Raw genomic sequence first — 13,051 nt, 5'->3', positions numbered from 1 at the left:
GGTCATGCGTTTATAGCGGAGAATCCTGGCTGATTTCATCTAATGAGAGGTGAAAACTCGGGACAAACACGTCCATAAAGTAGTCCATCTCTTCGCTGCGTCGCGACTCGAGCGTTTTTTCCAGACGCGTCTTGGCAAGCAGAAATTCGTTGTTACCGGCAGAGAGTTCCTCCAGACACTTCAGATACGCGCACAGGGCATCGGCCTGTTTAACAATCGATCTCTCTTCTTCACTTAAGGCATGTTCATCAATGAGCGGCGCAAAAATATCGCGCAGTTCATCAGGTACCATATCGACCAGCTTTTGCTGGGCAATTTTCTCTATCGCTTTATATTCCTGCGCAATCTGCGAGTTGAAATATTTCACCGGGGTAGGGAGATCACCGGTCAGCACTTCTGACGCATCGTGATACATCGCCAACAGAGCAATACGCTCAGCATTAACCTGACCACCAAATTTACGGTTTTTGATCGCGGCCAGCGCATGGGCAACCATGGCAACCTGCAGACTGTGTTCAGACACGTTTTCGGTGCGCACGTTTCGCATCAGCGGCCAGCGATTAATGAGCTTCAGACGGGAGAGGTGGGCAAAAAAATGGCTCTGCTTCATAACGACCCTTATATGATGGCAACCTAAGAGTCATTTTGCGCAGAGAAGGCTGTCAGATGCAAATACTCGTCATCCATCCGACAGCCTTTGTTTAATTACAGCTGGTGATACCCTGACAGGAAACGCTCAAATTTACTCAACGACATTTCAATATCGTCAATACGCGGCAGCGTGACGATGCGGAAATGATCCGGCCACGGCCAGTTGAACGCTGTTCCCTGAACCAGCAGTACTTTTTCCTGCAGCAGGAAGTCGAGTACCATCTTCTGGTCGTCATGAATGTTGAAGCGTTTAGCATCAATTTTCGGGAACATATACAGCGCGCCGCGCGGTTTTACGCAGGAGACACCAGGAATGTCATTGAGCAGTTCCCAGGCGCGGTTGCGTTGTTCATACAGACGCCCACCAGGCATGATAAATTCGCTGATGCTCTGGTATCCGCCCAGTGCGGTCTGAATGGCATGTTGCGCCGGAACGTTGGCACACAGACGCATAGAGGCCAGCATCTCAAGACCTTCAATATACCCTTTAGCATGTTTCTTCGGCCCGTTCAGCACCATCCAGCCCTGTCGGAAACCGGCAACGCGATAGGTTTTTGACAGGCCATTGAAGGTGATGGTCAGCAGATCCGGCGCCATTGCAGCGATGGAGTGGTGTTCAGCGTCGTCGTAGAGAATTTTGTCGTAAATCTCATCCGCAAAGATGATGAGGTTGTTCTGGCGAGCAATCTCAACAATCTCCATCAGCAGCTCTTTAGAGTATACAGCGCCGGTTGGGTTGTTTGGGTTGATGATGACGATCCCACGCGTACGCGGCGTGATTTTGGCGCGGATATCATCCAGGTCCGGGAACCAGTCTGATGATTCGTCACACAGGTAGTGCACGGCATTACCGCCGGAGAGCGATACCGCCGCCGTCCACAGCGGATAATCAGGAGCAGGAACCAGCATTTCGTCCCCACTGTTCAGCAACGCCTGCATAGCCTGCACAATTAATTCAGAAACGCCGTTGCCGATATAAATATCTTCCACGGTTACGTCGCGCATACCACGGGCCTGGTAATGCTGCATAATCGCTTTCCGGGCGGAATAAAGGCCTTTGGAGTCGCAATATCCTTGCGCTGTTGGCAAATTGCGGATCACATCCACCAGTATTTCATCTGGCGCTTCAAACCCGAATGGCGCCGGGTTGCCGATGTTCAGTTTCAGAACCTTATTGCCTTCTTCTTCCAGGCGCTTTGCTTCCTTCAGAACCGGGCCGCGAATGTCATAACAGACGTTTTCTAATTTGCTGGATTTTTCAATGGGGGACATGAACGTTGACCTTTTTAGCTGTGAATGCCACTCCCTGCCATGGAAGTCAGCCCAGCACAATGTACTCCCACGGCGGTGAGTTTTGAAGGGTCTTTAGTAGAAGATTTTGAAAAGCCATGAAGTGATAATTAACTGTTAATAACTAAATAATGCAAATATTATGAAATAATAATCTATTAAAGTGTTCTTTGGTGGTAGTATGTTTTGTTTTATTGGTTTGGTTGTGGTGATTTGTTTGGTCAAAAAAAGTTAAGCCTGTAAAGCGAAATGTCACGGGCGTCTAAGCTGGATGAGGTAATTCGAAAATACTGAGGTTTTAACTGCGGGACCTGTTATCGGCCTGATCCGTACGTGATACGGTGTGAATTCATTGTTAAGCATAATTAATGAATTGAAGAATTCTTAATTAATTATTATTTAATATTTAAACGACATTAAATTGAATGGGCCAATAATAGCAAAACCGCTGCTCTGACATAACACCTGGTAGCCTGGAATTATTCACGATAACACTTATAAATATAGTGGTTTTAGGTTAAGATAAGTCTCATGAAATGGTAAGTTGTCTGAATTTTAAGATAATTCAAATGTTTGTTGGTTGTTCCTAACACACTGAAAAGTTAGTTTTTAATGTGTAAATTATTGTTCGTTAACTTTTTTTTAAATTTACAAAATTTACATGTTTTCCCTAAGTCAGAATCATCCAGCAGCTAAAAATTCGGCTCTTTCTCGTTGCTATATTCCGATGAATGTCACGGGAATTAAAATAGCCAGGAAAGAGAATTGTTTCGTTTGTTAAACCAAATACATCCTTATTTTCACTTGGTTACACTAAGCGAAACTGCGAGGGAGGCACATTACAAATGGAGTTGTTTGATTCCAAATGCACAGCATTAACCCGGTATGACCCGCGAGTAAGTGAAAAACTATGATAAATGCAAATCGTCCGATAATTAACCTCGACCTCGATCTGCTGAGAACCTTCGTTGCTGTTGCCGACCTGAATACCTTTGCGGCTGCGGCAGCTGCGGTATGTCGAACTCAGTCTGCGGTGAGTCAGCAAATGCAGCGTCTTGAGCAACTCGTGGGGAAAGAGTTGTTCGCGCGCCATGGACGCAACAAACTACTGACCGAACATGGTATACAACTGTTGGGTTACGCCAGAAAAATACTGCGCTTTAATGATGAGGCATGCTCATCATTAATGTTTAATAATCTTCAGGGAGTGTTAACTATCGGTGCTTCTGATGAATCAGCCGATACCATACTGCCTTTCCTGCTCAACCGAATAAGTTCGGTTTATCCGAAGCTTGCGCTGGATGTGAGGGTCAAGCGTAACGCCTACATGGTGGATATGCTGAAGTCGCAAGAAGTGGACTTGGTTGTGACTACCAACCGTCCTGGCGATTTTGAATGTCTGAATCTGCGTACCTCGCCAACGCATTGGTACTGTGCTGCCGAATATATTCTGCAAAAAGGTGAGCCAGTACCGTTGGTTCTGCTGGACGATCCGAGCCCGTTTCGCGATATCGTGCTGGCGACATTAAATGCTGCTCAGATCCCGTGGCGCCTGGCTTATGTTGCTTCAACCTTACCTGCGGTTCGCGCGGCGGTAAAAGCAGGGCTCGGCGTCACTGCGCGGCCTGTTGAAATGATGAGTCCAGATTTACGCGTACTGGGCGCCGCCGACGGATTACCGCCATTGCCTGATACTGAGTATCTGTTGTGCTGCGATCCGTCCACGCAAAATGAGTTGGCAGAAGTTATCTTTAAGTCGATGCAAACGTATCAAAATCCTTGGCAATACAATCAGTTTACCCCTGAAGGGGGAGATGACTCGCTGATTGTTGAAGGCGACTTTGAGTAATCCGTCACATAAAATCGTTTTAAAATGTTAGTGTAAAAAAGAGCCTCTGGTGATGAAAAAACATCCAGCGGCTCTTTTTTTATGTAAATATTGCCGCTTTATGTCATTTGCTATACTAAAACTTAACAAAATCAGAAGGTAAAAAAACGGCCTGACACCTGGCTGAAAAATAAGCAGCAGCGTTACTAATTGTTTCCATGTTAAAAAACTAGAGAAATTGTTGCTGTTTTTTATGGTGAATTAACAAAAGCGTGTCACAGATCAAGAAAATACTCCCATTTAGGGGGAGGCATCTGGGTGAATTCCTGTCAAAATAGGTGAGTATTATCTTTTTTACTTCACTACGGACACGATTCAACAACATTAAAAATGACCGATGATGCGATCGAAATTGGTCTAAATAGCACTTTATGTTAATGAAGTTGGAGCGGTGTAAAATAATGTGAGGAAACTTTTGTTAAAGTTGACAAAAGGTTATAGAAAGGAGTAAAAAACCCCATCAATTAGCTGTATAAAATGGTTTTTCACAGTGATTGTAAGGTTTTTTTTATTCCTCCCCATGAATCGATGTGGCGTTCATCTGCCGAAAAGAGCAGAGAATTTGGCGCTACTTTTGATGAGTAAGCAATGAGTATGTCAACATCCACTGAAATCATCGCTCATCACTGGGCATTCGCTATCTTTCTTATTGTTGCCATTGGCCTGTGCTGCCTGATGCTCGTCGGCGGCTGGTTTTTAGGTGGTCGCGCGCGCGCGAGATCTAAAAACGTGCCGTTTGAATCAGGTATCGACTCGGTCGGCACCGCCCGCTTGCGCCTGTCTGCCAAGTTTTATCTGGTAGCCATGTTCTTCGTTATCTTCGACGTTGAAGCGCTGTATCTGTTCGCATGGTCAACTTCTATCCGTGAAAGCGGCTGGATTGGCTTTGTGGAAGCTGCAATTTTTATTTTTGTGTTACTGGCAGGTCTGGTTTATCTGGTGCGTATTGGCGCGCTGGACTGGACGCCCGCGCGTTCACGCCGCGAGCGTATGAACCCGGAAACGAACAGTATCGCTAATCGTCAACGCTAACCGCGAGGCATTAAGATGGATTATACGCTCACCCGCATAGATCCTAACGGTGAGAACGACCGTTACCCCCTGCAAAAACAGGAGATCGTAACCGACCCCCTGGAGCAAGAAGTTAACAAAAACGTGTTCATGGGCAAGCTGCATGACATGGTTAACTGGGGCCGTAAAAACTCAATTTGGCCATATAACTTTGGCCTTTCCTGCTGCTACGTTGAGATGGTGACCTCGTTTACCGCCGTGCACGATGTGGCCCGTTTTGGTGCGGAAGTACTGCGTGCATCGCCGCGTCAGGCTGACCTGATGGTCGTAGCCGGAACCTGCTTTACCAAAATGGCGCCGGTTATTCAGCGCCTCTACGATCAGATGCTGGAACCGAAATGGGTTATTTCCATGGGCGCATGCGCCAACTCCGGCGGTATGTACGACATCTATTCTGTGGTGCAGGGCGTTGATAAATTTATTCCGGTCGATGTGTACATCCCGGGATGCCCGCCGCGTCCGGAAGCGTATATGCAGGCTCTGATGCTGCTGCAAGATTCCATTGGCAAAGAACGCCGTCCGCTCTCCTGGGTGGTTGGCGATCAGGGCGTTTATCGCGCCAATATGCAGTCAGAACGCGAGCGTAAACGCGGCGAACGTATTGCTGTAACGAATCTTCGTACACCAGACGAGATTTAATTTGCGCCTGTCGGCAGCAGCACTTCCTTCGCTTATCACTACATAAATAGCGCGAAGCACTGCCGACCACCACGGACCATTTGCAATGGTGAACAATATGACCGACTTAACCGCGCAAGACGCTGTATGGCAAACACGGGATCACCTTGATGACCCGGTCATTGGCGAACTGCGCAACCGTTTTGGGCCGGATGCCTTTACCGTTCAGGCGACTCGCACCGGGGTACCTGTTGTTTGGGTCAAGCGTGAACAATTACTGGAAGTTGGCGATTTCTTAAAGAGACTGCCGAAACCTTACGTCATGCTGTTTGACTTACACGGCATGGACGAACGTCTGCGTACGCACCGCGAAGGGTTACCTGCCGCGGATTTTTCCGTTTTCTATCACCTGATCTCCATTGAACGCAATCGCGATATCATGCTCAAGGTGGCATTGTCTGAAAACGACCTGCGCGTACCGACGTTCACCAAACTGTTCCCGAACGCCAACTGGTATGAGCGTGAAACCTGGGAAATGTTTGGCATCGACATCGAAGGTCACCCGCACCTGACGCGTCTGCTGATGCCGCATACCTGGGAAGGTCATCCGCTGCGTAAAGACTACCCGGCGCGTGCGACCGAATTCGATCCGTTTGAGCTGACCAAAGCCAAACAGGATCTGGAAATGGAATCACTGACCTTCAAACCAGAAGAATGGGGCATGAAGCGTAGTTCCGAAAACGAGGACTTCATGTTCCTCAACCTCGGTCCTAACCACCCGTCTTCTCACGGTGCGTTCCGTATTGTGCTGCAGCTTGATGGCGAAGAAATCGTCGACTGCGTGCCTGACATCGGCTACCACCACCGTGGCGCTGAAAAGATGGGTGAACGTCAGTCCTGGCACAGCTACATTCCGTACACCGACCGTATCGAGTACCTCGGCGGCTGCGTTAACGAAATGCCTTACGTACTGGCCGTTGAGAAACTGGCTGGCATCACCACGCCGGATCGCGTCAACGTGATTCGCGTTATGTTGTCTGAACTGTTCCGTATCAACAGCCACCTGCTGTACATCTCCACGTTCATCCAGGACGTCGGCGCGATGACGCCGGTCTTCTTCGCCTTTACCGACCGTCAGAAAATCTATGACGTAGTGGAAGCGATCACCGGTTTCCGTATGCACCCGGCCTGGTTCCGTATCGGCGGTGTGGCACACGATCTGCCGCGCGGTTGGGACAAACTGCTGCGTGACTTCCTCGACTGGATGCCAAAACGTCTGGATTCCTACGAGAAAGCCGCACTGCGTAACACCATCCTGAAAGGCCGTTCGCAAGGCGTTGCCGCTTACGGTAAGAAAGAAGCGCTGGACTGGGGTTGTACCGGTGCTGCGCTGCGTGCGACCGGTATTGATTTTGACGTGCGTAAAGCGCGTCCATACTCTGGCTACGAAAACTTTGACTTTGAAGTCCCGGTTGGCGGCGGCGTGTCCGACTGCTATACCCGCGTGATGCTGAAAGTTGAAGAGCTGCGCCAGAGTCTGCGCATCCTTGAGCAGTGCCTCAACAACATGCCGGAAGGCCCGTTCAAAGCGGATCACCCGCTGACTACGCCGCCGCCGAAAGAGCGCACGTTGCAACATATCGAAACCCTGATCACCCACTTCCTGCAAGTTTCGTGGGGACCGGTTATGCCGGCAAACGAGTCCTTCCAGATGGTGGAAGCGACCAAGGGTATTAACAGTTACTACCTGACCAGCGATGGCAGCACCATGAGTTACCGTACCCGTATCCGTACCCCGAGCTATGCGCACCTGCAGCAGATCCCGGTAGCGGTACGTGGCAGCCTGGTGTCCGACCTTATCGTCCACCTGGGTAGTATCGATTTTGTTATGTCAGATGTGGACCGCTAATTATGCACGAGAATCAACAACCACAAACCGAGGCTTTTGAGCTGAGTGCGGCTGAGCGTGAAGCGATTGAGCACGAGAAGCACCACTACGAAGACCCGCGTGCGGCGTCCATTGAAGCGCTGAAAATCGTTCAGAAACAGCGTGGCTGGGTGCCGGATGGGGCGATCTATGCGATCGCTGATGTGCTGGGGATCCCGGCAAGCGACGTAGAAGGTGTTGCCACGTTCTATAGCCAGATCTTCCGCCAGCCGGTAGGTCGCCACGTGATCCGCTATTGTGACAGCGTGGTGTGCCATATCAACGGCTATCAGGGGATCCAGGCTGCGCTTGAGAAAAAACTCAACATCAAGCCGGGGCAGACGACCTTTGACGGTCGTTTTACGCTGCTCCCGACCTGTTGCCTGGGGAACTGCGATAAAGGGCCGAACATGATGATCGATGAGGATACTCATGCTCACCTGACCCCGGAAGGCATTCCTGAACTGCTGGAGCGGTATAAATGAAAGACATTATCCGTACTCCCGAAACGCATCCGCTGACCTGGCGTCTGCGTGATGACAAACAGCCGGTCTGGCTGGACGAATACCGTAGCAAGAACGGCTACGAAGGTGCACGTAAGGCCCTGACCGGGCTATCACCGGACGAAATCGTTAATCAGGTAAAAGACGCTGGCCTGAAAGGGCGCGGCGGTGCGGGCTTTTCCACTGGTCTGAAGTGGAGCCTGATGCCGAAAGACGAATCCATGAACATCCGTTACCTGCTGTGTAACGCCGATGAAATGGAGCCGGGTACCTATAAAGACCGTCTGCTGATGGAACAACTGCCGCACCTGCTGGTGGAAGGCATGCTGATCTCCGCGTTTGCGCTGAAAGCGTACCGTGGTTACATCTTCCTGCGTGGTGAATATATCGAAGCGGCTGTGCATCTGCGTCGCGCGATTGCCGAAGCAACCGAAGCCGGCTTGCTTGGCAAAAACATCATGGGCACCGGTTTCGACTTCGAACTGTTTGTCCACACCGGGGCAGGGCGCTATATCTGCGGTGAAGAGACGGCGCTGATTAACTCCCTTGAAGGTCGTCGTGCTAACCCACGTTCCAAGCCGCCGTTCCCGGCAAGCTCTGGCGCTTGGGGTAAGCCGACCTGCGTTAACAACGTCGAAACCCTGTGTAACGTACCGGCTATCCTCGCGAACGGCGTGGAGTGGTACCAGAACATTTCGCAGAGCAAAGACGCGGGCACCAAGCTGATGGGCTTCTCCGGTCGCGTGAAGAACCCTGGCCTGTGGGAACTGCCTTTCGGTACTACCGCGCGCGAGATCCTCGAAGATTACGCGGGCGGCATGCGCGATGGCCTGAAATTCAAAGCCTGGCAGCCGGGCGGCGCGGGTACTGATTTCCTGACTGAAGCGCACCTCGATCTGCCGATGGAATTCGAAAGCATTGGTAAAGCCGGTAGCCGTTTGGGCACCGCGCTGGCAATGGCTGTCGATCACGAGATTGGCATGGTTCCTCTGGTGCGTAACCTCGAAGAGTTCTTTGCCCGCGAGTCCTGCGGCTGGTGTACGCCGTGCCGTGACGGTCTGCCGTGGAGTGTGAAAATTCTGCGCGCGCTGGAGCGTGGCGAAGGCCAGCCAGGGGATATCGAGACGCTTGAGCAACTGTGTCGTTTCCTCGGCCCGGGTAAAACCTTCTGTGCACACGCACCGGGTGCGGTGGAGCCGCTGCAGAGCGCCATTAAATATTTCCGCGAAGAATTCGAAGCTGGCATCAAGCAGTCCTTCAGCAATACCCATCAGATTGGTGGTATTCAGCCGAACCTGCTGAAAGAGCGCTGGTAATAGCAGGGTAACCCTGAATCGCGATCAGAAATTCGATTAACGCTCGGTTTTAGACCGAGCCAACTGGAAGCATGCTGACTATGGCTACGATTCATGTAGACGGCAAAGAATATGAGGTCAACGGAGCGGACAACCTGCTGGAAGCTTGTCTGTCTCTCGGCCTTGATATTCCGTACTTTTGCTGGCACCCGGCGCTGGGAAGCGTCGGTGCTTGCCGCCAGTGTGCGGTGAAGCAATATCAAAACGCGGAAGACACGCGTGGTCGCCTGGTGATGTCTTGTATGACACCGGCCACCGAAGGCACCTTTATTTCAATTGATGACGAAGAAGCGAAGCAGTTTCGCGAAAGCGTAGTGGAGTGGTTGATGACTAACCACCCGCACGACTGTCCGGTCTGTGAAGAGGGCGGTAACTGCCACCTTCAGGATATGACCGTCATGACCGGTCATAGCTTCCGTCGCTACCGCTTCACGAAGCGTACTCACCGCAACCAGGACCTGGGGCCGTTCATCTCTCACGAAATGAACCGCTGCATCGCCTGCTATCGCTGCGTACGTTACTACAAAGATTACGCCGATGGTGCGGATCTGGGCGTCTATGGCGCACATGACAACGTCTACTTTGGTCGTCCGGAAGACGGTACGCTCGAAAGCGAATTCTCCGGTAACCTGGTGGAAATTTGCCCGACCGGCGTCTTCACCGATAAAACGCACTCCGAGCGTTATAACCGTAAATGGGACATGCAGTTTGCGCCGAGCATCTGCCAGCAGTGTTCTATCGGCTGTAACATCAGCCCGGGCGAGCGCTACGGTGAACTGCGTCGTATCGAAAACCGCTACAACGGTACCGTTAACCACTACTTCCTCTGCGACCGTGGTCGTTTTGGCTATGGTTACGTGAACCTGAAAGACCGTCCACGCCAGCCGGTACAGCGTCGTGGCGATGACCTGATCACGCTGAACGCCGAACAGGCGATGCAGGGCGCGGCAGATATTCTGCGTCAGTCGAAGAAAGTGATTGGTATCGGCTCCCCGCGTGCCAGCGTTGAAAGTAACTTCGCGCTGCGTGAACTGGTCGGTGCGGATAACTTCTATACCGGTATTGCCCAGGGCGAGCAGGAACGTCTGCAACTGGCTCTGAGCGTGCTGCGTGACGGCGGTATTCATACCCCGGCACTGCGCGAAATCGAGTCATACGATGCGGTTCTGGTCCTGGGCGAAGATGTCACCCAAACCGGCGCGCGCGTTGCGCTGGCAGTGCGTCAGGCGGTGAAAGGTAAAGCGCGTGAAATGGCGGCGGCGCAGAAAGTGGCCGACTGGCAGATTGCGGCAATCCTCAACATCGGCCAGCGCGCCAAGCACCCGCTGTTCGTTACCAACGTCGATAACACCCGTCTGGATGATATCGCGGCATGGACCTACCGTGCGCCGGTTGAAGATCAGGCGCGTTTAGGTTTCGCTATCGCCCATGCGCTGGATAACAACGCACCGGCGGTTGACGGTATCGACCGTGACCTGCAGAACAAAATTGACGTCATCGTTCAGGCTCTGGCCGGGGCGAAGAAACCACTGATTATTTCCGGTACCAACGCCGGTAGCGCCGACGTGATTCAGGCTGCTGCCAACGTGGCGAAGGCGCTGAAAGGCCGTGGCGCAGACGTCGGAATCACCATGATTGCTCGCTCTGTCAACAGTATGGGGCTGGGTATGATTGGCGGTGGTTCCCTCGACGACGCGCTGACCGAACTGGAAACAGGTCGTGCTGACGCCGTTGTGGTGTTGGAAAATGACCTGCATCGCCATGCTTCAGCAACGCGTGTGAACGCCGCGCTGGCGAAAGCGCCGCTGGTACTGGTTGTTGACCATCAGCGCACGGCTATTATGGAAAACGCCCATCTGGTGCTTTCCGCCGCTAGCTTCGCCGAAAGCGATGGTACGGTAATTAACAACGAAGGTCGCGCCCAGCGTTTCTTCCAGGTCTATGACCCATCCTACTACGACAGCAACACCGTAATGCTGGAAAGCTGGCGCTGGCTGCACTCGCTGCACAGTACCGTGCAGAGTCGTGAAGTGGATTGGACGCAGCTCGACCATGTTATCGACGCGGTCGTTGAGAAGTTACCGCAGTTGGCGGGTATTAAAGATGCCGCGCCGGATGCAAGCTTCCGTATCCGTGGACAGAAACTGGCACGTGAACCGCACCGCTACAGTGGCCGTACCGCAATGCGCGCCAACATCAGCGTTCACGAACCGCGCCAGCCGCAGGATAAAGACACCATGTTCGCTTTCTCTATGGAAGGGAACAACCAGCCGTCTGCGCCGCGTTCACAAATTCCGTTTGCCTGGGCTCCGGGCTGGAACTCCCCACAGGCGTGGAACAAGTTCCAGGATGAAGTGGGCGGTAAACTGCGTCATGGCGATCCGGGCGTGCGTCTGATCGAAGCTTCGGCGGGTGGTCTGGATTACTTCACAACCGTTCCGGCGAGCTTCCAGGCTCAGGATGGTCAGTGGCGTGTCGCGCCTTACTATCATCTGTTTGGTAGTGACGAAATGTCCCAGCGTGCGCCTGTCTTCCAGACCCGTATGCCGCAACCGTACATCAAACTCAACCCGGCTGATGCCGCGAAGTTGGGTGTGAATGCCGGTACGCGCGTTTCTTTCAGCTACGATGGCAACACGGTTACGCTGCCGGTTGAAATCGCTGAAGGATTAACGGCAGGGCAGGTTGGTTTGCCAATGGGTATGCCTGGCATCGCGCCGGTTCTGGCTGGTGCACGTCTTGAGGATCTGCAGGAGGCACAACAATGAGTTGGATTACACCCGATCTGATTGAGATCCTGCTGAGCGTTCTCAAAGCGGTCGTGATTCTGCTGGTGGTGGTCACCTGCGGGGCATTCATGAGCTTTGGCGAACGTCGTCTGCTCGGCCTGTTCCAGAACCGTTACGGACCGAACCGTGTTGGCTGGGGCGGTTCGCTCCAGCTGGTTGCGGACATGATCAAGATGTTCTTTAAAGAAGACTGGATCCCGAAATTCTCGGATCGCGTCATCTTTACCCTGGCACCGATGATCGCCTTTACCTCGCTGCTGCTGGCTTTCGCCATCGTGCCTGTGAGCCCGAACTGGGTGGTTGCAGATCTGAACATCGGGATCCTGTTCTTCCTGATGATGGCAGGCCTCGCGGTATACGCGGTGCTGTTCGCAGGCTGGTCCAGTAACAACAAATACTCGCTGCTCGGTGCGATGCGTGCGTCTGCGCAGACGCTGAGCTACGAAGTGTTCCTCGGACTTTCCCTGATGGGCGTGGTGGCGCAGGCCGGTTCATTTAACATGACCGACATCGTCAACAACCAGGCTGATATCTGGAACGTTATTCCGCAGTTCTTTGGTTTTGTCACCTTTGCCATCGCGGGCGTGGCGGTGTGTCACCGTCACCCGTTTGACCAGCCAGAAGCCGAGCAGGAACTGGCCGACGGTTACCACATTGAATACTCCGGTATGAAATTCGGTCTGTTCTTCGTGGGTGAGTACATCGGCATCGTCACCATTTCTGCACTGATGGTTACCCTGTTCTTCGGTGGCTGGCATGGTCCGTTCTTACCGCCATTCGTCTGGTTCGCGCTGAAAACCGCGTTCTTCATGATGATGTTCATTTTGATTCGTGCGTCGTTACCGCGTCCTCGTTATGACCAGGTAATGTCCTTCGGCTGGAAAGTCTGTCTGCCGCTGACGCTCGTCAACTTGCTGGTAACGGCGGCTGTCATTCTCTGGCAGGCGCAATAAGGGACA

10 protein-coding genes are annotated in these 13,051 nt (G+C 52.3%); 8 read left to right on the top strand and 2 right to left on the bottom strand.

Going from position 1 to position 13,051, the window contains the following annotated elements; translation table 11 throughout:
- Positions 1–10: 10 nt before the first annotated feature.
- Both yfbR and alaA read right to left on the bottom strand, forming a co-directional pair.
- The gene (gene yfbR / locus WC7_RS09870) at positions 11–610 is read right to left on the bottom strand and encodes a 5'-deoxynucleotidase (protein ID WP_003028083.1); all 600 of its coding nucleotides are present in this window, start codon (positions 608–610) and stop codon (positions 11–13) included.
- 95 nt (positions 611–705) lie between these two features.
- Entirely contained in the window at positions 706–1,923 is a 1,218-nt protein-coding gene (alaA, locus tag WC7_RS09875) for an alanine transaminase AlaA (protein WP_005129483.1), read from the bottom strand.
- A gap of 928 nt (positions 1,924–2,851) precedes the next feature.
- On the opposite strand from alaA, the gene lrhA reads away from it, so the two are divergent.
- The 8 genes from lrhA to nuoH all read left to right on the top strand — a co-directional run bounded on the left by lrhA (position 2,852) and on the right by nuoH (position 13,045).
- Positions 2,852–3,790 carry a transcriptional regulator LrhA gene (lrhA, locus tag WC7_RS09880; RefSeq protein WP_016153838.1) on the top strand — a complete coding sequence of 313 codons (939 nt, stop codon included), beginning with the start codon at positions 2,852–2,854 and terminating at the stop codon, positions 3,788–3,790.
- Between the two features lie 627 nt (positions 3,791–4,417).
- Positions 4,418–4,861 carry an NADH-quinone oxidoreductase subunit NuoA gene (nuoA, locus tag WC7_RS09885; RefSeq protein ID WP_003028077.1) on the top strand — a complete coding sequence of 148 codons (444 nt, stop codon included), beginning with the start codon at positions 4,418–4,420 and terminating at the stop codon, positions 4,859–4,861.
- Between the two features lie 15 nt (positions 4,862–4,876).
- Positions 4,877–5,539, top strand: coding sequence for an NADH-quinone oxidoreductase subunit NuoB (gene nuoB, locus WC7_RS09890; protein ID WP_003028075.1), 663 nt, complete (start codon positions 4,877–4,879; stop codon positions 5,537–5,539).
- Positions 5,540–5,624: 85 nt separating this feature from the next.
- On the top strand, positions 5,625–7,427 hold the full coding sequence (gene nuoC / locus WC7_RS09895) for an NADH-quinone oxidoreductase subunit C/D (protein WP_016153837.1): 1,803 nt from the start codon (positions 5,625–5,627) through the stop codon (positions 7,425–7,427).
- A gap of 2 nt (positions 7,428–7,429) precedes the next feature.
- On the top strand, positions 7,430–7,930 hold the full coding sequence (gene nuoE / locus WC7_RS09900; protein ID WP_003028069.1) for an NADH-quinone oxidoreductase subunit NuoE: 501 nt from the start codon (positions 7,430–7,432) through the stop codon (positions 7,928–7,930).
- Positions 7,927–9,264 carry an NADH-quinone oxidoreductase subunit NuoF gene (gene nuoF, locus WC7_RS09905; RefSeq protein ID WP_016153836.1) on the top strand — a complete coding sequence of 446 codons (1,338 nt, stop codon included), beginning with the start codon at positions 7,927–7,929 and terminating at the stop codon, positions 9,262–9,264. The genes nuoE and nuoF overlap by 4 nt, the downstream gene beginning before the upstream one ends.
- Before the next feature lie 80 nt (positions 9,265–9,344).
- Positions 9,345–12,071 carry an NADH-quinone oxidoreductase subunit NuoG gene (gene nuoG, locus WC7_RS09910; protein ID WP_029139613.1) on the top strand — a complete coding sequence of 909 codons (2,727 nt, stop codon included), beginning with the start codon at positions 9,345–9,347 and terminating at the stop codon, positions 12,069–12,071.
- Positions 12,068–13,045, top strand: a complete 978-nt coding sequence (gene nuoH, locus WC7_RS09915) for an NADH-quinone oxidoreductase subunit NuoH (RefSeq protein WP_016153834.1) — start codon at positions 12,068–12,070, stop codon at positions 13,043–13,045. The genes nuoG and nuoH overlap by 4 nt, the downstream gene beginning before the upstream one ends.
- Positions 13,046–13,051 lie beyond the last annotated feature (6 nt).

It is taken from the genome of Citrobacter sp. KTE151 (assembly GCF_000398845.1).
In the GTDB taxonomy this organism is placed as follows: Bacteria; Pseudomonadota; Gammaproteobacteria; order Enterobacterales; family Enterobacteriaceae; genus Citrobacter; species Citrobacter braakii.
The sequence above is the reverse complement of the archived record's forward strand: the minus strand, read 5'-3'. Positions and strand labels throughout refer to the sequence as shown.